Raw genomic sequence first — 23,559 nt, 5'->3', positions numbered from 1 at the left:
GACGCCGCTCCTGTCCCGCGCTGCCACCAGCGGCCGTTCAGGCCTTGGCGGGCGGACCTCCGAACAAGGCCGGGGGCAACAGCGGAACATGGGGGGAGTCCTCTGCTCATGGGACCGCGATCCCGGCGCAGCAGATGACCTTTTCGAAGAGCATGAACTGGGCATTGTCCTTGCCCGGTGCATGTTTGGCGGACGACCAGAGCGCGCCGGGTCGACCGATGTTGACGCATTTCCCGCCTTTGACGGGCTCCATCAACTGGAGCTTGTAGCGGCTCTTGGTCCAGACCGGCTGGGGGATGAACGAACAGCCGTCCGACGAGCTGATCGTGAGCGCGCCTATCCTGCCCATCATGAAGGTGCCGCGGGCTGCGAGACCGGCCCACGCCTCGACGCTGTCACCGAAGTGGATGTCGCCTGCAACCGGATAGGTCGCTCCCCAGCTTCCCATGCACCAGAAGAGCGGATCGATGACCTTGCCGGCTGCTGCCGCCGCGCTGTCGCCCATGCAGGCGAGACCTGCGGCGGGATTGCCGAACAGGATCGCCTCGGGCTGGATGATCGAACCCAGGGTGGCCGACTGCCAGGTCGGCAACACCTCGGTGATCATCGCCACGTCAAACCCTTCATTTTCCATGCAGGGCAGGTCGGTGAACATGTCGAGCATCGCCCACACCGGCGAGATGTAATAGTGCATCTGCGCGAACATCTTGCGCGTGTTGGTGCCGTCGGCGAGGCTCGACTGGCTCCCCTGCAGCCTGCCGCCGGTGGGCAAAAGGTCGGCACCCAGCGCCATCATGCAGCCGGGCTCCGTCACAACGTCGATCATCCGGTTGGGGGACCAGTAGGAGACCTTCACGCCGAACCAGAACTGTACGCCCTTGCGGCACGCACAGAGAGGCTTGGAGGCCGACTGTGCGTCGAGCGCCTTGTCGATCTTATCGTAGCTGCCGACGCGTATGCCGCCGACGGTGATCGGGAAGATGCATGTCCAGCGCACCTTGGTGACGGGGTTGAAGACGCTGCTCTCGCACTTGGAGGCATGCGCCTTGCTCGGCCAGGCGACGATCGCGGCGAGGCCGATCAGGAGACCTATGAGGAAGACCGAGAGACGGTGCGTCATCGTGTGCCTCCAGGCACCGCGGCGCGGCTCTTTGGTCCATATTCGGTGAGGACCAGGCTCGTGCCCGATTGGGCGACGATGACCGGGGCTACGACGATGCCGAGCCGCTCTTTGACGCGCTCCTCGAGAATGTAGATTACGCGACCAGTCTTCTCGCTCAGTTCAATCGCGTCGCCATTGTCGGCGCCAAGGGCCGCCAACAGGATGAAGTCACTCTTCCGCGACGTTCGTAGCGCCCAGGCAAGATCACGCGGATGTACGACGATGATCCGCTGAGGGAGCTTCACATAGGTCAGCGGATTGAAGGTGAAGCCCTTAGGGTAAAGCACCCGGCCGTCCGGCAGCTGCAGGTCGAAGTCGAGCGTATAGAACGGAACCACTGTGCGGCTGCGGTCAGCGGTCGCTGCTGGCAGCGAAGCTGCCTTGAGCGCACTCCATTTGCTGCGCGGACCGTAGTTGGCGCGCATGTCCTTGGGCAGTGTCGCGACCTTGGCTTCGATTTCGCTCAGGGCGTCCGGCTCGGCGATGGCCCAAGTCCGGCCTATTGTGCTGCGGTTGGCAGACAGCGGACCAGATGTGCCGCCTTGCGCCCTCACGACGGTTGCGGTGCCTGCCAACAGAGCGGCGCACGCGGCCATCGGCAGCATGGCTCGGGCGCCTTCAGCGAACATGGCGCCGCCTCCAATGACCGGGGGCAGGATCAGGCAGGCCGATGAGCGAAACGATGAGCGTCATCGTCGCAACAGGAGTGAGGACCCACAGAAGCGTGCGCCCGCTGCTGTCGAGGCCGGGCCCCATCATCAACAGCATGCTCTGGACGAGAAGCAGCAGGAAGCCGCTCAGCGCCAGCCTTACACTCTGCTGGGATGGCGTAGAGGAGATGAGGCCTGTCACCGCCGCCTCCAGGCCTTGAGCCGCGACAGGAGCTTGGCGGTGCCTGCCGATAGCGTGAGAAGCAGCATGCCCGTCGCAAGGCATGAGGCCGCGACCAGCAGCGACGCGCGCAGGACCATCATCGTCGGCTGCTTGAGCATCAGACCTGCAACCAACACGAGCAGGCCCATCATGATGGTTTCGATCGCCACCAGCCTGAAGCGCCAGTGGAAGCTCTCGGCTTCGAAGCGCGCGGCAACCCGTTCCTCGACAAGCCGTTCGATACGGGCATCCTCGTCCGACCAGCCGAGCTGCAACTGATCGGGATGGGGCGCGGCGGTGCTGCGAATTCTCATCGCACGTCTCCGCCCGCGACCTCGGCCGGGTCCACTCCAGCGAGCCGGCAGACCGCTTCGAGCGGGGACAGACCTTGGCGCATCAGCGCCTCGAATGCCGCGACCTCGTCGGGTGCCGACGTATTGATCCAATAGGAGAAGGGGTCGACGACGAGGCGCGCGATCCCGAGCCCCAACGGCGAGTCGATGAAGACCTCGCTATAATGGGGCTTTGAGTTGCGGACCGACTTCAGTAGGTCGAGGACGAACCCCGAATAATCGAGGATCTTGTTGTCGACCGCGCGGTCATAGGTCGAGCCTTGCAGGAGGAAGCGCGTCGCAGCGTTCTCAAGGATCACTTGGCCGGTCCCGCCGAACAGGGTGAGATCGTTCATCGACTGGAGAACGATCCCGAATGAGCCGCGATATTTGCGGGCACGCCGGTAGCCCTGGCCAAACGCCTCGGCGAGGCGGGACAGGTCCTGACCGTCGGTGCGCGTCATGAACTGGGCCGCCTCGTCGCACAGCACGAAGCGCGGGCGATCACGGGCGGAAAGATAGAGTTCCTGGGTGACGGCGTTCACCACCACCATCACGATCACGTTAAAGAGGTCCGGCATCGACTTCAGGCGTTCGAGCTCGAGCACCACGAACTCGTCGGAGCGGATGTCTAGTGTCGAGGGGCCGTTGAAATAATGGCCATACGCCCCGTCGGAGCCGAAATCGCGCAGATTGAAGGCAAGCTCGCGCGAGGTCGGCACGAGATGTTCTACGCGGTCGAGATCGCTCGCAGTCTGGGCGGGATAGGTGCCCAGCCATTCGCGTACGGCATCGATACCATGGTCGGCGTAGCCACCGTCTATCGTCCATTGCACGGCCGACTTGAGCAGGTTCCATTCCGAAGTGGTCACGCCCTTTCGGGTCGAGGCGTTCGCCATCTCCGCCACGATCGCGACCGCCATCGTGATCGCCGACTGCTTATCGTCGCCATCGAGGGCGAGCCCCATGTCGAAGGGATTGAGGACGAGATGCTCCTCGCCAATATCGATATATCGACCCGAACACAGCGTGCAGAGTTTCTTGTAGCTCCCACCGATATCGATGATGCGGATAAGCGCGCCGCACGCGAAATATTGTTGGCATAAATTATTGAGCAGGAAGCTCTTGCCGGCGCCGCTCTCTGCCGAGACGATGAAATTATAGTTGTTGATGCGCGGGTCGAACAGGTCGAGCGTGACGAGCTGGCCCTTGCGCCCGGTGTACAGCAGGGCAGGGCGACCACCGCCCCGAAAATCGGTCTGGACCGGCGCCATCAGGACGGCCGCCTTCACCGGCATGCGAAAATCGCGCTCTAGCATGCGCAGCGTCGAGCGGTGGGGATAGAGCCCGAAGGGCAGGCTCATCACCAGCAGGGTCGGATTGAGGTAGCTCTCTTCCTGCATCGAGAAGGGTAGCGGTTCGCCCTCCCACAAGCGCTTGGCGCGAGCCGCCAGTTCGCGGGCATGGTGTCGGTCGCGGCCGAATACCCACAGGCACGGGATCACGCGGACAAACTTCGAGTTGCCGGCTTCGTCGAGTATCCAGCTGATCTCCTCGATCTGCTTGCCGACCTCGACCGCAAAACTGCCGGCTGCCTTTTGCGCGGACAGGATCTGCGCGCGTTTGTGGATCTCGAACTGCGAATGGTCGAACAGGATGTTGAGGGTGTAGAGAAACGGACCACCTATCTGGTCGCTGTCCTCGGACGCCCCGCGCATCCCGCCCATCAGCCTGTTCGCCCGCTCGGCGGTGATCCGGCGCGCCGGCGCCTTGGGCGTCAGGCAGCGCGCGACCTGATTGCCTAGAAAGACCTCGGCGCCGTCGAAGACGAGGTCGGGGCCGGCATCGATGATCTGCTTGGCGATTGCCGGCGCACCGACCGTCGTTCCATCGGCAAAGACGCCAGGGGCAGCCTCGGCAACACCGTTGAAGATCCGGCGGTAGAAGCTGACCAGTTCCTCCGGTTCGAGCCGACGGATACCGAGCTTGGAGAGCTGTTCCTCCACCTGCCGACGCAGATCTTCGCCGAGTGGCCGCCGCGTCTTGATCGACAGGAGCGTGCGGAAGTTGCGGATCGGAATGTCGTGCAGCGCCTTGAGGCCATGCCTCCCCTCGCTCAGATAATCGCGCGTCCGCCGTGCCGAAGCCTGGATCAGAGGATCGTCGCGGGTCTTGAGGTCCAGGAATGCGTCGAGCGCGTCGTCGATCAGCGGGTCGGCGAAGGTGTGCAACTGGAGGACCGTGCCATCCGGGAAATGGATGTTCAGCAGACCTTGCAGGGCGCCCTGAACATGGGCGAACATATAGGCGGTGGGTACGATCTCCCAGGCATGGCCCCAGCTGTCGTCAATGCAGAGGAACGCTTCGCTGTCGGCGTCCCAGGCGACCATCGGCAGATAGTCGGAGAAGCTGTCGCGCTTCACCGCATTGCGCATCCGGGAATAACTCAGCCCACTCGAGCCGGAGGCCTTCACTTGCCTGGCTCCGCGATCGGCGCAGCTTCGGGCGCGGGCTCGTCTCCAACACCCTGACCTGCATCTTTGACCTGCCCCAATACAGGCGCTCGCGCCGCGCGATCGGGGGCGGCAACCAATGTCCCGCCAACCACCCAGACAGGCTTGTCGACCACCGAATAGACATAGCGGGGCATGTAGAGCCGGTCGGGCCGCGTTCGGTCGACATAGGGAAGAATGAGCGTTCGAACGGTTCGCGCGGGTTTGAGCATCGGGGTGACCGGTGCGTCGATCAGGCCTTTGAGCTCGGCATAGACGCTGTCGCGGTAGCTTCCATAGGACGAGGGAGCCCCGGTGCCCGAGCGGGCAGGCCGTGGGCTGCTGCCCTTCAGCATGGCCTTGTCATTGGTGACGCTGGGGTCAGACTTGGTGGCGACACCGGCAACCGCGTCGGCATAAGCCTTGTCGGGATGGACACACTGGCCATGGTCGCTGTTCTTGCAATCGAACTTTTCGGAATAGGGCGACATGACCGAACCAAGCGTGGTGCATCCAGAGAGCAGCGCGAGCGTGGAAACCAGGCACAGTGGGCCGAGGATCGGGGTGAAGGGTCGGAGCATTTTTCGCTCTCCGTGATGAGGGGATGGGGCGGGCATCAGAATTTGGAGCCCACGGATGGCTTGATCTCGAGGGCGATGCCCTCCTGGATCACGACGACGACGTCCTTGGCGGCCCCAACTTCGACGACCGGTCCCGCCTGACGTGCGAGATCGAGGTAAAAGTCGGTCAGCTTGTCGGAGGATTTGGAGAGGCCGCCAGCGATGCCGGTCTTCACCGCATCTCCGGCATCCAGGCTTCGGACGCTGCCGAGTGCTGACGTCGAAAGGCTCCCGAACGTGCCCTCGACTGACTGGGAGATCCCCGCAATGGTGCCGGCGATGAAGGAGCGCGCGAGCGTTGCGCCAGCCCGGGTCACCACCTTGCCCGACAGGCCCTTCTTGCCGTCGGTGTCGACGAAGAAGCCCTTGATCTGCTGATCGACGACAGCATGCTCGTCGAAATCGACGCACGAGATCGAGACGAGCTGAACCTCGACCCGCTCCTTGGCGAGACTGCCGGTCGCGTTCCCGATGACGAAGCATCCGGCGAGATTGGCCTTCACGTCGTTGGGAAGAACCGCCGGCGCCTGAACACGCGCGATGATCGGCTCGGGGTTACTGGTCGCGTCCTTGCTGGCGAGGGCGTCGATGCCCGTCAGCAGCCTTGCCTTCATGAAACCAGGTGGCAAATAGATCGTCCGATTGGATTTTTTTGCGCGCGCCCCGCCGGCTGCGCCTCCTTCTCCTTGGGGCGCGGCGGTCGCGGCACCGATTGCGCCGACCTGGCGCTGTGTGGGAGGAGCGGGCGGTGCCGCAGGCGCTGCGGGGGGTACGGGTGGCACCGGTACCGTGTCTGCCTCAGCCAATGCCTCCGATGGTGCGGGCGGATAGGCCGGGGCGTCGCCGGGAAGCGCGGGCGGCAGGCTGTCATCTCCGCTCGGGGCCAACGCGCGTGATTGGCTGAGCGAGCCCGGCGCCACCTTTCCTTCCTCGATCGCGCTCACCCGGTCCCCGAGCAGGGATTGGCCGTCGAGAATCTTCTGGAGGTCGCCGCGCAGCTTCACCTCGAGGCTGTCACCGCGTAGGCCAGCGCCCATGTCGAGATTGGAAGCCTGCGGTACGGGGGCTTCTTCCTTCTTCCCCGCCGAGCTCGCGGTGTAGAGGCCCACGCCGACCAGCGCGATCGTTGAGACGACGCCCAACTGCTTGGCGCGTAGCTTCTGGTCGGATGTCAGTCGCTCCCATTGGGCACGGATGTCCAGCAATGCCGCGCCGCGTTCAGGCGCGCTCGGTGCCTCGCTCTCAGCCGCGCGAGGCTGTTCTTCGCTGCCTTTTCCGGATGCACCGCTCATGGCTGTACACTCCGACGAACGACGATCAGGCGTGCTGTCTCATTGGGGCCAACCGTCAGGCGATCGAGCGTCACCGAGAAGATGTCGATACCGATCGCCCGGTCGAGAAAGTCGCGCTCATCGAGCGCTACGGGCTGATCGGCCCGCACGGCATATTCGCTTGCCGAAAGGCCCGCGCCGTCGATCTCGAGCCGGCGGCGCTCGGTCAGCGTGACCCCGGCAATCTCCGTCAGCGCCACGCGGTCGCGGGCAGGGGCGACCTCGGAAAAGGTCGCGGGAACCCTGTCCTGCAGGATGGCCAGCGCTATGCCTACCGCGCGTTCCTCCTCGACGAGTGGCGAAAGGAGCGCTTCATTGGTGCGGGCGCGCTGCGCGCTTCCGGGCGCCAGCGTTACCGTCTGGGCCGGGATGTCGGATGGCTCGGCGTAGAGCGGATAGATCGCGCCGTTGCAGGAGACGAAGAATTCGGCAGGGCTCGTGACATAGGTGCGTGTCTTTGTCTCGGCGCCCGCCATGGATGGGTCTTCTGTCTCCTGGACGAGAAATTTGATCCAGGCGTCTGAGCCGCCGCGCTCTACCGACAGGCCTTTTTCTGCCGAGAATTTGACGTCCTCAATGTCCCCGCCGACGCACACGATGTGATTTACGTCGCGGTTGGACAGACGGATCCGGCTCGTCTGGTCGGGAAGCGCGGTGATCGACTGGGCGAATACAGTCGCGGGGGAAAGCGCGGCAATGCAGATCAGGCAGGCGCGCGAGATCTGGCGGACGTGAGCCCGCTTAGCGTCCTTCGGCACTGAAATTCTCCTCTTGCAGGGCGGTCAACCAGAAGCGGCCGTTCTCGAGCGCGTATCGAATGCGTAGCGAGCCGCGGAATTTGCGAATGACGCCGCCGATCACGCGCACTTTCTCGACGGGCACGAGGATCTCGGACCCGGTGTAGGTGACAGGCTGATCGGAGCGGATGTAGGTCGCTATTGAAAGCGTTGGGTTGTTGCTGAGTTCGTCAAGCAGCTTGCTCAAGCTGTCCCGCAGCCCGTTATAGGCACTGGGGTGGACGAGGCTCAGGAGTTCCTGAAACTGGCGATCGGCGCTGTAGGCAGAATAGCTACCGACCAGGCTGACGATGTTGAAGGTGATAGTCCGCAGATAGGCCGCCGAGGGCTTGTTGCCGGTGACGTAGAGATCGCCTGCTGCGCCGAATGGGACCACGACGGTCCGCGTATTCTGGTTCGAGGTGTAGAGGACCGTGCCCAGTACCGCAGTGATGCCAAACATCCCGGCGATCGCGAACTTGAGCAGCCGGTTCTCCTCGAACAGGTTGGCAGAGCCTTGCAGGTACCGGTGAAGGTGCCAGCTCGGGCGAGTGTCGCCGATCAAATCGGCCTGCGGGTTGCGCCGGAACGGTAGCATTGTCGGACCTACTCGAAGAAGCGGGTCTGGGTCGGACCCGGATAGTGACGGAAGCGGGTGAGCCCCCAGCGCCAGGCGAGATGCGGGATGAACCCGCGCGGCTTTGTGCGCTTCCACGGAATGAAGAGGAGAAGAGCGCCGAGCAGCGCCCAGCCGATGGTCCCGCCGACGATGACCGCGACAAAGATTACGCTCATCACGACGATGAATTCCTGACTGTCGAACCAGAGGATCTGGACCGGTCGGTGCAGGTATTGCGGAAGACGTTCGTCCAACGCCCTTCTCCCTTGCTTCACCACGCCTGAGCGTGGGTTCCGAAAGGCGACCACCGCCTCCCGTCTTGTGCCGTGCCGCGCGTGTCGGTCGTGCCGACGCGCGCGACGCCGGGTCTCAGATCACCATGCCGAAGGTCTGGAGGATCGAATCTGCCTTGATGAGGCAGACCGCCGCCACGATCGTGGGGATGCCGATCATGATGTTTGAAAAGAGCCGCGACACACCGAACAGGAAGGCGGCAACGCCGCCTACGAAGCCCAGCGGGCCCTTGACGCCCTGGTTCACGACGATGTCGTAGATGTCGTAGCCGAGATCGCCCTGGGCGGGCGCCGCGAACGCATGAGCGACGCTTGCGCCAGCGATCGCGGCCAGGAAGAAAAGGACCGCCGCGTCGATCGTGCGGAACGCCTTTCCCCGGAACAGTGTCAACATGAGAGGTCTCCTTCGCTTGGGAGCCGTCCGAACCTGCCTGCCGGCACGACATAATCGCATCCGGCCGACGGCATGTGGTGGACGGCTCCCGAGGGAGCCCGCGCGCCGCCGGCATTCCGGTCCCCGCTCGAACCGGCCGCTTGGTGAGGCCCGTTGGCTCGATCGGGGTCCGCCAGAAGTGTGAGAAGCGGCATCACGGGCTGCCTGCGGGTGCCGCCTGCTTCGATGTGAGAAAAGTCTCGAGCTCCGCCTGCTGAAAGCCATTGATCAGCTTTCCATCGACGAACAGCGTCGGGGTACCCGAGACGCCCATCCTGCGGACCGTTTCGGCATCGCGCGCGACCTTGTCCGCGCCGGCCTTGCATTTGAGGAGCGTTGCCGGGCGAGCCCCCGCGTACATCGCCTTGAACGCCGCCTCTTTGTTGGGCGAGCACAGAATATGCTCGGCTTTGGCGGAGGCCTCGGGATGTATGACGCCCACGAAGTAGATGAGCCGCTGGACCGGTTTTCCTTCGCTGGCCTTGGCGATCCAGAAGCGTTCGAGCGCCTGGCAATAGGGGCAGTCGGGATCGGTGAACTCGATCACCTTGGGGGCACCGGCGGGGCCTATGACGAGCGCGTCCGCAGGATCGATCGCTCCGAGCCGCTTTTGCGCGCTCGCCGACTGCGTCATGGCCGTCACGTTCAGGCCGTTCTTGTCGTAGATCGCCCCGAACAGGATGTGTTGGCTCTGTGGGGCGAAATAGATGACTCGCCCGCCCGCGATCGCCTGATATACCTGTCCCTTCAAAGGCGCCGGTCCGAACTCCTCGAACTGGAGGTTGGTGAAGGTCTGTCGCAACTCCTGCTCCGCTATGGCGGCGGCATCGGTCAAAGATGCTGCTTCGGTCTGTGCGGGAGCGACGCTCTGGGCGTAAGCCGGACAGGCTAGCGTCAGCGCCATGCTGATAGCGGCCTTACCGACCCGCATCCTTGCCTCCAGTCAGCTGCACGAGGCTGGACATGAAGACCGAGCGATCGATCTTCATGGCTGCGCCGATCGCAATCTCGGTCGGGGTGCGGAACTCTGGAGCAATCTGCGCAGGAATTGCGGGATCGAGCCTGGTGATCGCGAAGCCCTGGTCGGCCTGTCGCACGACCAGCTTGGGATGAGCGCAGCAGGGATTTGCTGCTGCATCACGCTGATCTTGGGCGCAGGCCATGGCCGGCGCCGCAGCACAGACCAGAGTGAGCGAGATGCCGGCATGACATCGGCGCAGGAGTGACATGGCAATACCTCCTCGTGGCGCGAAACACGCGCTGCGAAATTGTTGGTCGATGGATCAGGTGCGGCGGAGTGGGATGAGACCCGCTGTTCACTGCAAACCGGAACGAGGCGAGAAATGCATAATCGTGGCGAGGCGCACAATTGGCAGGGCACTGAAGTGCCGAACATGCGGATTTTAGCGGGCAGGGGACTTGTCTGCGCGCGAGATTGCGGTGAACACTCAAGAGCGCATGATTTGCGGCCAAGAGGCGCAATCATGACTCTTTTGTCAGAATCTGCCCCGGGGGGCGCGTGTATAAGCGTCAATGCAGCGACGCTCGAATTCGCTGGGAGGTAGGAGACCGATGGAAAGGCAGTCTCGTACGTTCAAACTCCGCCTGTCACCGGCAGGCATGGATCTTTTGATCGATTCCCATTGTCACCTCATCCGAAGCACGCGTTGCCTTCTGGCATGGGGAACGACGCTGCAGGTGGCGGTATCCTGCCTGGACATGGTGCCCGCTAATGTCGTGATCGATCGATTATCCAGTCTTGCGACCGCGGGGCTGGCGGGAACCGAAGAGCATCACCTCGGCGCTCCCAAGGATCTCAACGTCACCGCAACGCGAATCGCGGAACGGGTTACGAAGACTGTGCCGGGCGAGGCCGCACCGATGCTATCGTCCATCTATATTGCGGCGTTGCAGCAGTTGACGCGCACCGATTGCGACACATTGCGCGAGGCCTATGAGCGGGTGAGACCGCTTTCGACGCGCATTTAACACTCCAAGTCAGGCCCCTTGGTCCAAACAGTGTGCCGCAACGCAGCAAATGTTGCGGGAGTTCTGTTTGACCGAGGTGTTATGCACACCTACCTTTCCAGTAACAGGCCTTGGCTGGGCGCACTCTCCGTATGAAGGAGACCCGGAAATGTCGCTGGAAAGCGTTGCTTCCGATGTGGACGGCCCGCTGTTCTACGTGAAGGAACAGTCGGGACGTCGGATCGAGGAAGCGAGAAAGAGGGAAGGTTTGACGCAGCGGGAGCTTGCCCAGCAGCTTCGAATGGGTGTGCGATGGCTCAGGGAAATCGAGTCCGGAAATCCCAAGGCGCGTCTCGATGATCACCTCCTTTGCGCTTATCGCCTGGGGCTATCGACCGGCCATATCCTCATCCCTCTGATGTTTTTCGCTCAGAAGATGGCTTTTCCACGCCAGCTTGCGATCGGCGACCTGCGAGAACTTGAGCGCCTCTGCATTGAGGTGGTTGCACAGAAGAACATCGAGCAACTCACCAACGCCCTGACGCCCCGATGGCGGCATGGGCCGCCGTTGCCTTCGGCCGCATAACGCGATGGCGCCCGAGCTTTTCACCCAGGACCGGATATATCTCGCGGTGAAGCGCGATTATCTGGACGGGAGGTTCAGGGCATCGGAGCGGATTGATATCAAAGCGATTGCCGACCGCCATGTCAGCAGTCCCACGCCCGTTCGTGAGGTGCTGTCGCGGTTTGTCGGGGAGAAGTTGTTTGAGCATCGGCAGGAAGGCGGCTTTCGACCAATCGTCCATTCTGGGGAGCGCCTAGCCGACATGTACGCGATGCACCGCGACCTCATCAGGGTCGTCCTGGCATCGGCAGACGGGCAGTCATTACGCCATATCATGCTCGCCCATCGATCGCGGGCGCATGATCAGACTCCGATTGCGATTGCACAGTTTACGGCAAGCTTCTTTGGAGGGTTGGCGGACAGCGCCAAGAATGCCGAGCTCTGCGACCTGATCCAGGCTCTCCAGGAGCGAATGCTGCTCGTCCGAATAGCTGAGCCGGTTGTTCTGTCGGGCGTCGCTACAGAGCTAAGGATGCTGACCAGGAATGGGCTGGTAGACATTCGGAGTGTCATCGGAAAGCGGATCGATAGATACCACGAACGACGAATTGGGGCATCAAGAGAAATATCGATGGCGATGCTCAATTAATATATTGGTCATCGGCAAAAAATCACGTGTGATGCAAGCAAATATATACTGCAATATTTGCGGTATATATTCTCTCAGAAAGTGTTCCGTTGCCCATACATTGCTCTTGCCGTGAATTAGTCCGGCAATCGAAAAAGGAGCGTGTCATGCAGTATCGCGACGATCATCAGAACGACGAACTGATCGAGCTCGGCGTTGCCAGTGAGGCAACGAAGGGCGCCCAGGCCGTCATCTTCGACAACCAGAACGGCCGTGACCTGACCGGTCCCGGTATCGCCGACGATTGACGTAGGCGGGCGCGCGCTTTCTCGGCGTGCGCCCGTTCTGGAGGGCAGACAGTGATGATCCGGGAAGGTCTCTATTTCTGCGAGTGCAAAGGTCGGACGGTTTTGTTGGATATCCTCGCAGACAGATATTTCCTGCTGCCTGACGACCATTCTCCTGCATTCAGACGCTATGTCCGCGAAGAGCCGCTGCTCGATCACGATGCCACGGCCCTCGAGTATCTCCGATCAAAGGACCTTCTGTCCTATGACGCGGCTTGCTTGCGTACTTGCGACGGGATGAGAGAAATTACGCGGCCGTCTCGCGAGTTTGCGGGGCAGGAGACAATGCCGAACATTGTTGCGGGCCTGCATTGCTTGATAGCACAATGGATTGCGGCGAGACAGGTCCGTAGGCGGCCGTTGGCGGGCATTATCAAGTCGCTGAGGGGGGGCTATCGGCGGGCGACGCCAGAGAACTTGGAGTTGGCGCTGAGAAAAGTGGTTGGTGGACTCGCCTGGAGCTCAGGCCTGATCGATCAACTCAACCAATGCCTCCCCCGCTCGATCGCATTCCACCGAGTCTGTCTAGCGAGCGGAATACCATCCACATTAGTATTCGGCGTTACCATCGACCCATTCTCTGCCCATTGCTGGGTGCAGATGGACGATCTGCTATTGAGCGACAGGCTCGAGCGGGTCCGTATCTTTACGCCGATAATGGCCCTCTGATGGCGCTGAGGTACATAGTCCTCGTTTCGCGCGGCCGACCCATCTCCCGCGACCTCGCGATTGATGCGGCGGCAAGGCTGCGATTGGAGCTTGCAGCGTGCGCTGGGAAAATTGCGATCCTTACAAGCGAGGGTTCGGCGTTGGAGGCCGGCGAGGGCAGAGTCCACGTCGTAGGGAACCTGTTCCATCGTTTTGGCTGGGGAGGTTCGGTCGAGGCGCTAGATGGGGCCAGCCAGGGGGCGATTGGGACGGAACCCAAGGAGACATTGTTGACCCGCTTCTGGGGTGGATATCTCGCGGTATGGGCTCAAGGCAATGCAGTCGTGGTAATGAGAGACCCTTCGGGTCTGCTCCCATGCTGCTATCTCGTAAATGAAGGGTATGTGGTCTTCGCGTCCGACCCAGCGATGCTGTTCGATTTTCAGAAGCTGAAGCCATCGATCGATTGGAACGGCATCGCGCGGCTACTCTTCGCCGACGATTTGGCGCAGGCCCGCACAGGACTTGCCGGTGTCACCGACCTGCTCGCGGGGCACCTTGCGATCGTTGCCGATGATGGATGTTCGGCTCAAGCCTGCTGGTCTCCTTTGGATCACGTCGCAGCCGACGAGAACCTCACCGCAAACGACCAAGTGGAACGACTAGGCCGCATTGTGGACCAATGCGTCCGCAGCTGGGCGTCCAGTTTTCAGCGACCTTTACTGGCGGTTTCAGGGGGGCTTGATTCCTCCGTGGTCGCAGCCTGCCTCGACAAGCGACAGAGCCCAGAGTGCATCACGCTTGCAACGGCGGATCTTCGCGGTAACGAAACTGAATATGCACGGGCGCTATGCGAAAGCTTGGACCTGCCGCTCGCTGAATTCAATTACCAGATCGACGATGCAGATATCATGAAATCGGCTGTTGCTCATCTTGCGAGGCCCGGTGCTAGAACACCGATGGTTGCATATGATGCTGCGGTAATAAGGCATGCTGCGCAAATTGGCGGGAAGCTTTTCCTGACGGGTGCTGGCGGCGACAATGTCTTCTATCTTACCCACTCAGTACGGCCGCTCGTTGATCGATACCTTTCCAATGGGTTCTCCCTCGACCTCATGAAGACGGCGAGCGATATATCTTCGATCACGGAAACGACCATCTCCAAAGTCATCTTGCATGCCATCCGGTTCGCGGTGAAGCGGCCAGAACAGTACCAATGGCGCTATGACCGGACATTCCTTCACTCTGACATTCTGAAAAATCTTGAACGAACGCCGCCAACACATGCGTGGCTCGAAGGTTCAGGGTCGCAACTACCCGGAAAGTCTGGTCATATCGCGATGATTGCACGGGCTCAGCAGTATCTCCACGGATACGACCGGCGTCTCCCTTTCACTTCAATCGCGCCGCTGCTCTCCCAACCCGTGGTTGAGGTTGCGTTGGGTATTCCATCTTGGACGGCGTGCGAAGGCGGAATGGATCGATCAGTCGCCCGTCGTGCATTCGCAGCGAGACTTCCGACGCAGATTATCCAGCGGCGCACGAAAGGAGGTCCCGACGCCTTCGCGATCGATATCCTCCGCACGCACCTGAAAGTGGTTCGTGATCGACTTCTCGGTGGAAAGATGGCGCAGCAAGGGTTGCTCGACATGCCGAGCCTTGAAGCGGCCTTGCGGCTGGAAGAGCTGAGCCGAGGGGCGAACTATGTGCGCCTTTTGCTCCTTGTTGACACTGAAGCCTGGATCGACGGTTGGGACCGCTTTCGCCCAACCATATAACTCCTTTCCGGCCTTAGGGCCTTGATGGGACTGCCACCACGGCAGTTGCGCTTTGCCGTTTAAGCGCACGCCAGTGCGTGATTTCCGGGTCGGGCTTGTTTTGCGCAGCCTCTTGATCCTTCAGCCAGAAATCGAACCATTTGATCGTTCGCCGATAAATCGCGAGGCGATGGGATGGCTGCCATTTGTTATGATGCTCATCTGGAAACACAAACATATCAGCCGGGCGCCCGGCCTGACGGAGCGCAGTGTAGGCTGCTAGAGCGCTTAAATATTCGCTGTCCGCTGCCTGTATCAGGATGGGTACGCTGATCCGCTTCGCGTTGTCGACGAGGGAAATCTGGCTCCAGAATTCGGGCGCTGGCTGCAATAGATTTGGATAACCCACCTGGGAGAATATCCGGGCAATTTGCGGGCCGAGTAACGCACCTTGGTCACGCTCCCAACAACAACCGCTCATGATAGCCGCGGCGAACATGGAGCTATGCACCAGCGCAAATTGGACGGTCGTCGAACCGTCGCTTAGCCCCGTTATGCCTATCCTTTTTGGATCGACAACCCCTTCTGCGATAAGCTGGCGCAACGGTGTCTCGATTGATGACAATATGCTTTTGCGATTGGCCCAATCCTGAAGATTTGTTCGCTCAGTCTCCACCATGTTGCTACCTCCGGCCAGAAGACCAAGATGCGGCGGGCGATTTACACTGAGCACGGCATAACCTTGGGCGGCTAAGGCAAGGATAGGATACTCGTCTCCGACGCCACCGCGAAGCAGTCCTCGCGAAACATATTGCACAACGACTGTTGGATAAGCGTGTCCCTTCCGATATCCGTTCGGGTAGACGAAATCCGCTGTGCTATCCAACCCGGCGTCATTGCGGACATTGAGACGTCGAACGGCGCCAATAGTGAAATGCCTCCATTCAGGATTCGGATCGAAGACCGCCGCCCTCCGCCCTGTCTTGAGGTCAAATAGGACGAGCCTCCGCGGCTGAACCGCCGATTCGCTCAAGCATAACAAGCTCTCTCGAATAGGCTGACAATCGACAATATAGTCATCCGTCTGGAGAACTCGGCGAGGCCTGGCCGTGCCGGGCTTCCACCGGTAAACTCCTGTCGAACTTTTTGCCCATCCTTCTCGTCGGAGATAGATGACGTCTGACCCCGAACTGGCCAACCATGCCGGTGCTCGCGCTTGAGAGCAAAGCTGATGCGCACAAGTCGAAACGGTGCCTGATTCAGCGATATACTTCACAGTCGTTTGTGATGGCGCGAAATTTGCCCCCACCGCTGCGACCCACGCCGCCGCCCGACCGTCCGGTTGCGGTCTAAAGTCAGAGTCCTTGGGTCCATACATCCGATCGGCGGCACCAGAATTGCTTGGGGCCGGGATCGCCGATTTATCCCCGGTCCGCAGATCAACTTCGATCCAGGTCTCGGCGAGGGGCGTTGGCAACTGCGGGGAGCTAGCGGCGATCGGGATGAATCGGTCGTCGAAATGATACCCTTCTTGGCCTTCAAGCACATGCTCGCGCTCGATAGTTCTGATTTGTGGTAGGGTTGAGAATGCTACGGCGTCGCCGCCCTTCACAAGGTAAAAGTGGACGACATCGGAATCGCTATCCGTGATGGGATGGCTCCCGCTACCATCCGCTGCTGCCGCCCACACTTGCGTTCTACCTCCGACGCGTTTGAGGAATGCGAACCATTGCCCATCTGCGGACCACTGGGGCGTAATGACCTCAGGGATACCGCTCGGCACCGTTAGCTCTGCGATGCCGACAACAAGCGATCGGATAAGCTCACCGCCCCGATCGACGATAATGGGTGTTCCGCCCGCAAGTGGGATGACCAGCATTGCCTGGCAGTATGTGTTCTCTAAAGGGTCAGCCTGTCGGATTTGGACGGCGACCATCCGACCGCCTGGCGAAATAGAGAAGATGGGCGCCGCCGCCTCAAACGGCCCCATGTCTCGAATGGTGGCGATGTCCTCTGGCCGCACTTCCCTAGCGGTGTCTCGAACGCGTTGAGCCGACGCAACTGTATCAGTGCAGTCCGCGCTGGCGGGAGGTATGCCTAAAAAGAATGCCGATCCGACGGCCGGAGCCGCGAGCCATGTCCTGAACGACGGCATAAACTTACCAGGTCTTGCGCATTGTGAAGCTGAGTGTCCGACCATTTGCTGGATAATTGGTCGTGTCGAACGAGGGGTCGCTCGTGCTCGTTGTTCGCGTGTAGCCGGGACGTCTGTTGAAGAGGTTCGAGCCGGAGAATGCGAATTCAACACCCCGCAGCGGTCCAGATCGGGACTGCAAGCGCCATTGAGCCGTTAGGTCGATACTTAGGAACGATTCGACATCAACAAATGGCGATAGTCGATTGTCGAGCGTTCCACCGATATAGTTGGCGAATGATGAGACAGTGAACTCTCCATGGGTCCAAGATACCCCACCTTCGGATCTCCAATGAGGCGGGTTGAAGATCGTGCCGGCAAGATCGATGTACGATAGACCACTCAGAAGCTGCCGTTCACTCTTCAGATAGGTCGCGGCTCCCTGCAGGTGGATCGCGTCGCGCGCGCCGAGTTTTACGGCGTAGCTGATCGACAAATCGAGACCGCTAATCTTCTGCCGGGCGATGTTCTGCGAGACGTTCTGCACAATTGCGTAGACGGAGGCAGGATTGTATGCCGCGCCCGTGAAGTTCTCGAGGCCAAATAACGCGTCTCCTGAAAGCGCGTCGATTTGTAGAGCGCTTGGCGAAAAGGTGACGAAACTCGAATAAAGGGGATTACTGAGAGCGCCAAGTAACGAGCCGATTGGCGTGCTCACGCGATTACTGTAGAGGATGTGAAAGTAGCTCGCTCCAATCTTCAGCCCCCGTATTGCTGCAGGACTGACCTCCACGCTGGCCGTCCAGTTTTCGGACTTTTCTGGCGTGAGATTAGCGTTTGCCCCACCAGTATAAACAATCGCACTGCCCATGGGTGCAGACGAAGCGCCAAAAAAGCTCGCTGGAAGCAATGTGGCTTGGTAGCCGCGATATTGGCTATACAGTGTCGGAGCCTTGAACGACTTGCCCCAGCTGAATCGCGCTTTAATCGAGGAGATGGGAGCGTAGATTGCTCCCAGTTTTGGAGCCAAAAAGTCTCCCACTGCTCTATAGTTTTCGTACCGCACAGCGGCGATAGCCGTGAGTTGGGATATGAGCGGAATCTGATTGGCATGTCCTACCAGGGGGAGCGAGGCTTCGGCGTAGCCGAACGCTATTTGGTGGCTCTTATCAAAGTCGAATACCGGCGTGGTGCGCGCGCCAACGGTCTGGCTGCTATTGGCAATAAGCTTGGAGGACCGATAGCCTCCGCCGACGACTAGACGGGCGTCGCCGCCTGGTAGCATTGCAAAAGGCCCTTCGGCGTAGGCTTCCGCATCCGCGATAGTATTTCGATAGCGAACCTGATTGCGGAGGGTCACTGTACCGTTGCGATAGACTAAGCCGGGCGCATTCGTGATGCTTTCACCGTAGCCAGCCATCACGGTTAGTTCCCAGCGATGGGGCAGCTGGATCGTTACGGACGGGTTGACGCTGAAGGTTTCAACTTGGCTGTCGATAACCGTTCCGTTCATGAACGCGTCGACGCTCAGGGCATAGGGAATTGTGCGTGACGACCAACGATGGCCATATTGGCCGTCAACCGCGAAATGGACGTTGGGGCCGATCTGCTGGCCAACTGAAACGATAGAGCTGACCTCCTTCTCGCCGGGGATCAGTGTTGCTGATCGATTCAGCCCGGTGACGAAAGATCGCTGACCCGCTGTGATGGCATTCGAATGCTGATAGTCGACGATTGCCAACACATTGCCCGACTGCCAGCTCTTTCCCGCGACGCCGGTAAGCTGCTCGCCAGTACCGCCTCCATCCGTGGTGGTCAAAACCTTCGCCGAGGTAGAAAATCCGGTGAAACTCTTTCGCAGAACGACGTTTGCGACACCGCCGACCGCATCCGACCCGTACAGCGCGGAAGATCCATCTGCGATGATCTCCACGCGGTCGATTGCGGCAAGTGGGATTGCCGAGATGTCGACGCCTTGAGAGACGCCATCGTAAGCGACCCGGTGCCCATTCAGGAGAGTCAGAGAGGCATCCGGTCCTAAACCGCGAAGGTTCAGGCTCGACGACGAATTAAGGTTTGAGCTGCCCCCTTGCCCCCCGCCGGAAAACACGCCGGGGTTTTGGCCACCACCGAAATTCTGCGGAAGTTGACGGATATAGTCACCTAGGTCGGATAGTCCGCGCTGTTCGATCGCGCTTCTGGTCGCGCTGATCACCGGTGCGCTCGGCTCCCCACCTCGTATCCGTGAGCCAGTGACAATGATATCGGAGGCTTCCGCTGGACGGCCGGCTACCTTGCCTGGCGCGCCCGATCGCCTCCGAACAACATAGCCGCCGTCTCGATACTCGGCTTGCAAGCCGGTCCCCTCAAGGATTCGATCAATTGCCTGTTTGGCGCTGAATGTCCCATGGAGTGGTCGTGCCGATCGTCCTGCGACGGCGTCGGCTGAGAAGATTACCTCGACGCCTGCCTGCCGGCTGACCTCGTTCAGTGCGTCCCCGAGGGCTGTTGCCTCGATGTCATATCGTTGTTGTGTGTCCTGCGCCGCCGCCATCTGCGGATAGCACAATGCTGCCATCGCGGCCGCTGCAAGCAGCGCGCCGCGGCCGTAACCGCCAGTTTTCATGATGCCCCCTAATGAACCCGTCTTGGATCGTTCGGGGGCAATGGACGCTGCCTATTGGTTGGTACTGGGTCAGATGTGACAGTTTTTTGTATTCGGCGCTTCCACGGCGAAACTCACTGCCGCCGCAGGACGATTTCGCCCTTACTCGATTTATCCGCTTGAAGGTCGAAGAGCAGCGCTAGCTTTCGAGCAAGACGATCAGGATCATCGAGGCTGAAGCGACCCGAGACCTTCAAGGAACCGAGGGCCGGAGTGGCGAGCGTGATTGTTCCATGAGCCTGCCCATTGACCTGGGTCACGAGCTCCCTAAGCGGCGTGCCATTGAAATCCTTGAGGTCGCTCGTCGGAGTTCCGAGAGCGGTTGGAGCGGCGGCAGGCGTATTTACGGGAAAGGGAGTGGCAGAAAACTGTTCTACTGCCGTCAGACCCGATCCATTGACTGTATATGTGACCTGCTCACCCACCTTCAGCCTGCGAACCGACGTGTCGTAGCTGTCGGATTGCTCGACAGCGACGTCGATGCTCCCGCGTACCAGCTTCACGGTGACCGCGTCGGTGGTGGAAAGCGCCACATCGAAGATCGTCCCACGCGCGGTGACGCTGCCGCGCCCGGCGTGGACGACAAACGGGCGCCTTTCATGGGCAACCTCGAAACGGGCAGAACCCCGCTTGAGGATTAGCGAACGCATGTCCGCGCTATATGCGATGGTCAGCACCGAGTTCGCCTCGAGGGTGACGCACGAACCGTCCGAGAGGATCTGGGTCAAAATTTGGCCTGCCGAAGTGCGCAGGCTCCCCACAATGCCCTGTGATACCTCGTCGCTGGCGAACTCTCGCTCAGCGTCGACCTTGCCGAAAGGCCGTTGAACGAGCGTCATGAATGCGAAGATGACGAAGCAGACGAGGGCGAAGCCGCAGCCGAAGACCCACGCCTTGCTCAATCCGCTCGTGGTCTGATGCGCCGGGGCAGGATCGGCATGGTCGTCGCCTTCCTCGTCATGGGCCTCCTCCTCCTTGAGAAATTTGCCGATCGCATAGATCTCGCTGGCACGATTGTAGAACGAGCGGTGCAGGGCACCGCGCGCGAGCCACGCCTCGAATTGTGGACGATGCATTTCGGCTTCCGGCCCACACATGCGGCCAAACCATAGGCTGGCCTGATCCATCAGGCTTTCAGGCTCTGGCGTGTCCTGCTGTTCTTCGTCGCTCATTCGCGCTCCAATGCCTGTCCGATGCGTATGATCGCCTGGGCGAGATGCCACTCCACGGTCCGTGTGCTGATGCCGAGCCGCTCGGCTATGATCTTCACGCTTTGCTCTTCGACCCGGTGCATCAGGAAAACTTCGCGGGTTCTCGGCGGCAGTGCATCTACCGCCGCGCGATACCGTTCACGCGTCTGCTTCATCTCGATCTCATGCGCCTGCTCAGGAGGGACGGCGGGTTCGATGCCGTCCATCGGGACGAAGCCCGGCACCCCTCGTTGCCGGCGATTTCGATCGATGAGGAAGTTCCGCATGATCCGCTTGAGATAGCCTGTCGGATCGCGAAGCTCTTCGAACGGGCGGCCGGCTGCCAGCCTGGCGAACAATTCCTGCACCAGGTCATCGGGATCCTCGCGGCCCTGAAACCTGAGTTGGAAATACCGGGCGAGCCTCGGCGCTTCCGACCGATACATCGCGGCCAGATCCTTATGCTCTCTCTCGACAAGCTCTTCTTGTCTGCGCTCGCTTGCCCCATCGTCAGGCACGGCACGGAGCGCCATCGGTCGCTGCCGAATGTTTTTTGAGATCGATATTCGTCACGAGCCACCCATCCTTGGGTGCCGGTCAAGTTGCCGATGCTATCGCCTGACACGGACTGGACGGGCGCTCGTGATGCTGGGCAGGACAATTCCACAGCGGCATAAGCCGGCTTTTGTCTGCGCTGCCGTGCAAGTGTGCATCACATCTGGGCGGACCGCAACTGTCGATCGCGTATATCAGTCGCGCCGGTTCCGGATGATCTTGGCGAGATCGTCTATGCATTCGTCGAGCAAGCGCAGGCCGCCGGCCGAAAGGTCCACATTGACGCGGCGGCCATCGCGCGGATCGCGGTGCCGTGTCAGAAGACCGCGCTCGACGAGCCGGTTGATCGTGAACAGCGCGGTGCGTTCGGGCACATGAGCCGCCCCGCCAAGGCTGGTCAGCGACATCGGCCGATGCTCGTCACGAATATATAGATCGAGCATCATATCGAGCGCGGGGGTCGAAAACAGGTCCCGGCCCATGCGCTCTCCGATGTGTCGGCTGGCGAGAATAAGAAGCTTTGCCAGACCGACACGGTCGAGGTCGGTCCCGCCGCAACTGAGCAGAGATCCATTCATGAGGCGCCGTCGTCGACGGGAGCAAATGAGAGCGCGCCGGCATAATATTGCTCTATCAGCGCTTCCTGTTCCGGGCGTAGGACGTCGATCGCGCCCCGCGTGCCGCCTGGTTCTTCAAGAAGAAGCGAGGGGCAATGGCCCTCGTAGGTTCCGAGGTTCGGGCGATGCGCCTTGTATCCGGCTAGCGACCTCAGTTGCTCGGAGAAGGTCCGCGCGATCTCGGGCGGATAGGCCAGCCAGGGCAGTTCATAGGGTTTCAACCACCCCAGGCTGTAGCTGACGATCATTCCGCGACGGGAGAGGGCCGTGCGATTGGCGCCGCCGGCATGAAGCGTTGAGCCCAAGAACAGCAAGACGTCGCCTGGCTCCATCTCCGCGGCGATTGCCGCCTTTGGATCCAGCACGATGTCGTCCTGGCCGCGATAACTGCCGGGCCAGATCAGAGTGGCTCCGTTGGCCGCCGTGTACGGCGTGAAGGGCCACATCACGTTTACCAGATATTCGACGCCCGCCGCGCGGACCGGCCACATATCCTGATCGCGATGCGGCGGCTGGGCACGACCGCCCGGCAGGATTTCGATCGCCTGTGTGAGGTTGATCTGGATCCGGTCGCATGCCGGGCCCAACACTTCCTCGACGATCTCGATGATCTTGGGCTGGGTGACGAAATCATGGACAAGCGGTGATCTTGCCAGGAGGCCGTGAAACCGCTTCGTCCACGGGCCGTAAAACGGTCCCTGCGCTGGAGGCGTTGCTGCAAAGTCGGGCGCAAGCGCACCGGCAAGCGCCGCGACCGCCTCCTGGTTGATCGCATTTCGAATGACGCAGAACCCCTGGTCGAGCAGTTCTGCGAGGGCAGAGCCATGTGACGTGACAGGGCGTTCGATAGCGAGGGTCGCCATGATCCCCTCCTATGCCGCGACAGGGGCATAAAAGCGCCCTGCGACGATTGATGTGTGGGCGTAGGTGCCAGCCTCGCGCAACTTGGCGAGCGTATCGGTCCGGACGTCGATCATCAGAGCGCCCGTGTTGACGCCCGCGATGCTGCGTGGCTCTCCCAGCGGCCTGCAGTCCCAGCCGAGCGTCAGGATCTGGACGAGCCATCCAGAATCCGCGACACAACTGAATGCGCGCACCTCGTGCATCAGCGCATAGTGGACAGCGGCCGTGGTCAGTCGATTGCGGACCCGCAGGCGCTCAGCAGCGCGCAGGCGCGGCGACAGGCATCCGCGCGTGATCTCGAGGACATCGGCGCCCGCTGGCACGCGGCCGTCACATAGATACGGGAAGAGCGAGCCCAGAATGTGCGGGACGTCTGTCGGTAGCAGCCGGATCGAGCCGTAATGCTCGCCGTCTTCTGCCTCGACCAGATAGATCGCATCTGTCGTGTCGAACTGATCGACTTCATAGCGGTCGGCGAGGACGGGCACGTCCCAGTTCAACAGGTCGACGAATATCCGCTTGCGATCTTCGAACATTGCCTCGATATCCGGCGCCGCTTGCGGATCGTCTATTCCTGTGAATATCTGTATGGGCATGGCTTCCTCCTGTCGGTGACAAGAGGATGCTCATATGAGTGGCGCGATCAGGCGA

The 23,559-nt window shown here is 60.9% G+C and carries 26 protein-coding genes; 6 read left to right on the top strand and 20 right to left on the bottom strand.

Annotation, left to right across the window (positions count from 1 at the left end; genetic code table 11):
* Positions 1 to 106: 106 nt before the first annotated feature.
* From M2337_RS12290 to M2337_RS12230, 13 genes are all read right to left on the bottom strand, one after another.
* Positions 107 to 1,120 carry a TraU family protein gene (locus M2337_RS12290; RefSeq protein WP_264570473.1) on the bottom strand — a complete coding sequence of 338 codons (1,014 nt, stop codon included), beginning with the start codon at positions 1,118 to 1,120 and terminating at the stop codon, positions 107 to 109.
* Positions 1,117 to 1,758 carry a conjugal transfer protein TraW gene (locus M2337_RS12285; RefSeq protein WP_264572254.1) on the bottom strand — a complete coding sequence of 214 codons (642 nt, stop codon included), beginning with the start codon at positions 1,756 to 1,758 and terminating at the stop codon, positions 1,117 to 1,119. The genes M2337_RS12290 and M2337_RS12285 overlap by 4 nt, the downstream gene beginning before the upstream one ends.
* 22 nt (positions 1,759 to 1,780) lie before the next feature.
* Positions 1,781 to 2,014: a hypothetical protein gene (locus M2337_RS12280; protein WP_264570472.1), complete on the bottom strand. Its 234-nt coding sequence runs from the start codon at positions 2,012 to 2,014 to the stop codon at positions 1,781 to 1,783.
* Positions 2,011 to 2,349: a hypothetical protein gene (locus M2337_RS12275; RefSeq protein WP_264570471.1), complete on the bottom strand. Its 339-nt coding sequence runs from the start codon at positions 2,347 to 2,349 to the stop codon at positions 2,011 to 2,013. Before M2337_RS12275 ends, M2337_RS12280 begins: the two co-directional genes overlap by 4 nt.
* Positions 2,346 to 4,802, bottom strand: coding sequence for a TraC family protein (locus tag M2337_RS12270; RefSeq protein WP_264572253.1), 2,457 nt, complete (start codon positions 4,800 to 4,802; stop codon positions 2,346 to 2,348). The genes M2337_RS12275 and M2337_RS12270 overlap by 4 nt, the downstream gene beginning before the upstream one ends.
* A gap of 35 nt (positions 4,803 to 4,837) precedes the next feature.
* Positions 4,838 to 5,440, bottom strand: a complete 603-nt coding sequence (locus M2337_RS12265; protein ID WP_264570470.1) for a TraV family lipoprotein — start codon at positions 5,438 to 5,440, stop codon at positions 4,838 to 4,840.
* Positions 5,441 to 5,475: 35 nt separating this feature from the next.
* Positions 5,476 to 6,771, bottom strand: a complete 1,296-nt coding sequence (locus tag M2337_RS12260; protein WP_319799439.1) for a TraB/VirB10 family protein — start codon at positions 6,769 to 6,771, stop codon at positions 5,476 to 5,478.
* Positions 6,768 to 7,568 carry a type-F conjugative transfer system secretin TraK gene (locus M2337_RS12255; RefSeq protein WP_413716200.1) on the bottom strand — a complete coding sequence of 267 codons (801 nt, stop codon included), beginning with the start codon at positions 7,566 to 7,568 and terminating at the stop codon, positions 6,768 to 6,770. Before M2337_RS12255 ends, M2337_RS12260 begins: the two co-directional genes overlap by 4 nt.
* A complete protein-coding gene (locus M2337_RS12250; RefSeq protein ID WP_264570469.1) occupies positions 7,552 to 8,184 on the bottom strand; it encodes a type IV conjugative transfer system protein TraE in 633 nt (210 codons plus the stop codon). The genes M2337_RS12255 and M2337_RS12250 overlap by 17 nt, the downstream gene beginning before the upstream one ends.
* Before the next feature lie 8 nt (positions 8,185 to 8,192).
* Complete coding sequence (locus M2337_RS12245; protein WP_264570468.1) at positions 8,193 to 8,459, bottom strand: type IV conjugative transfer system protein TraL; 267 nt, start codon at positions 8,457 to 8,459, stop codon at positions 8,193 to 8,195.
* Positions 8,460 to 8,574: 115 nt separating this feature from the next.
* Positions 8,575 to 8,892: a hypothetical protein gene (locus M2337_RS12240; protein ID WP_264570467.1), complete on the bottom strand. Its 318-nt coding sequence runs from the start codon at positions 8,890 to 8,892 to the stop codon at positions 8,575 to 8,577.
* A gap of 193 nt (positions 8,893 to 9,085) precedes the next feature.
* Entirely contained in the window at positions 9,086 to 9,862 is a 777-nt protein-coding gene (locus tag M2337_RS12235) for a DsbC family protein (RefSeq protein WP_413716199.1), read from the bottom strand.
* Positions 9,849 to 10,160, bottom strand: coding sequence for a hypothetical protein (locus M2337_RS12230; RefSeq protein ID WP_264570465.1), 312 nt, complete (start codon positions 10,158 to 10,160; stop codon positions 9,849 to 9,851). The genes M2337_RS12235 and M2337_RS12230 overlap by 14 nt, the downstream gene beginning before the upstream one ends.
* Positions 10,161 to 10,503: 343 nt before the next feature.
* Here M2337_RS12230 and M2337_RS12225 point away from each other — a divergent pair, with 343 nt between their 5' ends.
* The 6 genes from M2337_RS12225 (at position 10,504) to M2337_RS12205 (ending at position 14,865) form a co-directional block, all read left to right on the top strand.
* Positions 10,504 to 10,920, top strand: a complete 417-nt coding sequence (locus M2337_RS12225) for a hypothetical protein (RefSeq protein ID WP_264570464.1) — start codon at positions 10,504 to 10,506, stop codon at positions 10,918 to 10,920.
* Positions 10,921 to 11,068: 148 nt separating this feature from the next.
* A complete protein-coding gene (locus M2337_RS12220) occupies positions 11,069 to 11,485 on the top strand; it encodes a helix-turn-helix domain-containing protein (RefSeq protein ID WP_264570463.1) in 417 nt (138 codons plus the stop codon).
* 4 nt (positions 11,486 to 11,489) lie between these two features.
* Positions 11,490 to 12,113 (top strand): GntR family transcriptional regulator, encoded by a 624-nt coding sequence (locus M2337_RS12215; protein ID WP_264570462.1) that lies wholly within the window; start codon positions 11,490 to 11,492, stop codon positions 12,111 to 12,113.
* Between the two features lie 146 nt (positions 12,114 to 12,259).
* Positions 12,260 to 12,400, top strand: coding sequence for a benenodin family lasso peptide (locus tag M2337_RS12210; RefSeq protein WP_264570461.1), 141 nt, complete (start codon positions 12,260 to 12,262; stop codon positions 12,398 to 12,400).
* 54 nt (positions 12,401 to 12,454) lie between these two features.
* Positions 12,455 to 13,108, top strand: coding sequence for a lasso peptide biosynthesis B2 protein (locus M2337_RS17310; RefSeq protein WP_413716235.1), 654 nt, complete (start codon positions 12,455 to 12,457; stop codon positions 13,106 to 13,108).
* 269 nt (positions 13,109 to 13,377) lie between these two features.
* Entirely contained in the window at positions 13,378 to 14,865 is a 1,488-nt protein-coding gene (locus tag M2337_RS12205; protein ID WP_264570460.1) for an asparagine synthase family protein, read from the top strand.
* A 13-nt stretch (positions 14,866 to 14,878) separates the two neighbouring features.
* Here M2337_RS12205 and M2337_RS12200 read toward each other — a convergent pair whose 3' ends face one another.
* From M2337_RS12200 to M2337_RS12170, 7 genes are all read right to left on the bottom strand, one after another.
* The gene (locus tag M2337_RS12200; protein ID WP_264570459.1) at positions 14,879 to 16,999 is read right to left on the bottom strand and encodes an Atxe2 family lasso peptide isopeptidase; all 2,121 of its coding nucleotides are present in this window, start codon (positions 16,997 to 16,999) and stop codon (positions 14,879 to 14,881) included.
* Between the two features lie 4 nt (positions 17,000 to 17,003).
* Positions 17,004 to 19,604 carry a TonB-dependent receptor gene (locus M2337_RS12195; RefSeq protein ID WP_264570458.1) on the bottom strand — a complete coding sequence of 867 codons (2,601 nt, stop codon included), beginning with the start codon at positions 19,602 to 19,604 and terminating at the stop codon, positions 17,004 to 17,006.
* A gap of 113 nt (positions 19,605 to 19,717) precedes the next feature.
* A complete protein-coding gene (locus M2337_RS12190) occupies positions 19,718 to 20,815 on the bottom strand; it encodes a FecR family protein (protein WP_264570457.1) in 1,098 nt (365 codons plus the stop codon).
* A complete protein-coding gene (locus M2337_RS12185) occupies positions 20,812 to 21,366 on the bottom strand; it encodes an RNA polymerase sigma factor (RefSeq protein WP_264570456.1) in 555 nt (184 codons plus the stop codon). The genes M2337_RS12190 and M2337_RS12185 overlap by 4 nt, the downstream gene beginning before the upstream one ends.
* A 216-nt stretch (positions 21,367 to 21,582) precedes the next feature.
* Complete coding sequence (locus tag M2337_RS12180; RefSeq protein ID WP_264570455.1) at positions 21,583 to 21,870, bottom strand: MarR family transcriptional regulator; 288 nt, start codon at positions 21,868 to 21,870, stop codon at positions 21,583 to 21,585.
* Between the two features lie 92 nt (positions 21,871 to 21,962).
* The gene (locus M2337_RS12175) at positions 21,963 to 22,868 is read right to left on the bottom strand and encodes a phytanoyl-CoA dioxygenase family protein (RefSeq protein ID WP_264570454.1); all 906 of its coding nucleotides are present in this window, start codon (positions 22,866 to 22,868) and stop codon (positions 21,963 to 21,965) included.
* A gap of 9 nt (positions 22,869 to 22,877) precedes the next feature.
* Positions 22,878 to 23,444 carry an acyl-homoserine-lactone synthase gene (locus M2337_RS12170; protein ID WP_264570453.1) on the bottom strand — a complete coding sequence of 189 codons (567 nt, stop codon included), beginning with the start codon at positions 23,442 to 23,444 and terminating at the stop codon, positions 22,878 to 22,880.
* Between the last annotated feature and the right edge of the window lie 115 nt (positions 23,445 to 23,559).

This window comes from Sphingobium sp. B2D3A, assembly GCF_025961795.1.
In the GTDB taxonomy this organism is placed as follows: Bacteria; Pseudomonadota; Alphaproteobacteria; order Sphingomonadales; family Sphingomonadaceae; genus Sphingobium.
This window is presented reverse-complemented; position numbering and strand designations above follow the sequence as displayed.

Excerpts from the sequence above, each read along its gene's own strand:
- M2337_RS12290 (WP_264570473.1), bottom strand. The coding sequence starts at position 1,120 with ATGACGCACCGTCTCTCGGTCTTCCTCATAGGTCTCCTGATCGGCCTC.
- M2337_RS12285 (WP_264572254.1), bottom strand. The coding sequence starts at position 1,758 with ATGGCCGCGTGCGCCGCTCTGTTGGCAGGCACCGCAACCGTCGTGAGG.
- M2337_RS12275 (WP_264570471.1), bottom strand. The coding sequence starts at position 2,349 with ATGAGAATTCGCAGCACCGCCGCGCCCCATCCCGATCAGTTGCAGCTC.
- M2337_RS12270 (WP_264572253.1), bottom strand. The coding sequence starts at position 4,802 with ATGCGCAATGCGGTGAAGCGCGACAGCTTCTCCGACTATCTGCCGATG.
- M2337_RS12265 (WP_264570470.1), bottom strand. The coding sequence starts at position 5,440 with ATGCTCCGACCCTTCACCCCGATCCTCGGCCCACTGTGCCTGGTTTCC.
- M2337_RS12260 (WP_319799439.1), bottom strand. The coding sequence starts at position 6,771 with ATGAGCGGTGCATCCGGAAAAGGCAGCGAAGAACAGCCTCGCGCGGCT.
- M2337_RS12250 (WP_264570469.1), bottom strand. The coding sequence starts at position 8,184 with ATGCTACCGTTCCGGCGCAACCCGCAGGCCGATTTGATCGGCGACACT.
- M2337_RS12240 (WP_264570467.1), bottom strand. The coding sequence starts at position 8,892 with ATGTTGACACTGTTCCGGGGAAAGGCGTTCCGCACGATCGACGCGGCG.
- M2337_RS12235 (WP_413716199.1), bottom strand. The coding sequence starts at position 9,862 with ATGCGGGTCGGTAAGGCCGCTATCAGCATGGCGCTGACGCTAGCCTGT.
- M2337_RS12230 (WP_264570465.1), bottom strand. The coding sequence starts at position 10,160 with ATGTCACTCCTGCGCCGATGTCATGCCGGCATCTCGCTCACTCTGGTC.
- M2337_RS12225 (WP_264570464.1), top strand. The coding sequence starts at position 10,504 with ATGGAAAGGCAGTCTCGTACGTTCAAACTCCGCCTGTCACCGGCAGGC.
- M2337_RS12220 (WP_264570463.1), top strand. The coding sequence starts at position 11,069 with ATGTCGCTGGAAAGCGTTGCTTCCGATGTGGACGGCCCGCTGTTCTAC.
- M2337_RS12215 (WP_264570462.1), top strand. The coding sequence starts at position 11,490 with ATGGCGCCCGAGCTTTTCACCCAGGACCGGATATATCTCGCGGTGAAG.
- M2337_RS12210 (WP_264570461.1), top strand. The coding sequence starts at position 12,260 with ATGCAGTATCGCGACGATCATCAGAACGACGAACTGATCGAGCTCGGC.
- M2337_RS17310 (WP_413716235.1), top strand. The coding sequence starts at position 12,455 with ATGATCCGGGAAGGTCTCTATTTCTGCGAGTGCAAAGGTCGGACGGTT.
- M2337_RS12200 (WP_264570459.1), bottom strand. The coding sequence starts at position 16,999 with ATGCCGTCGTTCAGGACATGGCTCGCGGCTCCGGCCGTCGGATCGGCA.
- M2337_RS12195 (WP_264570458.1), bottom strand. The coding sequence starts at position 19,604 with ATGAAAACTGGCGGTTACGGCCGCGGCGCGCTGCTTGCAGCGGCCGCG.
- M2337_RS12190 (WP_264570457.1), bottom strand. The coding sequence starts at position 20,815 with ATGAGCGACGAAGAACAGCAGGACACGCCAGAGCCTGAAAGCCTGATG.
- M2337_RS12185 (WP_264570456.1), bottom strand. The coding sequence starts at position 21,366 with ATGGCGCTCCGTGCCGTGCCTGACGATGGGGCAAGCGAGCGCAGACAA.
- M2337_RS12180 (WP_264570455.1), bottom strand. The coding sequence starts at position 21,870 with ATGGGCCGGGACCTGTTTTCGACCCCCGCGCTCGATATGATGCTCGAT.
- M2337_RS12175 (WP_264570454.1), bottom strand. The coding sequence starts at position 22,868 with ATGGCGACCCTCGCTATCGAACGCCCTGTCACGTCACATGGCTCTGCC.
- M2337_RS12170 (WP_264570453.1), bottom strand. The coding sequence starts at position 23,444 with ATGTTCGAAGATCGCAAGCGGATATTCGTCGACCTGTTGAACTGGGAC.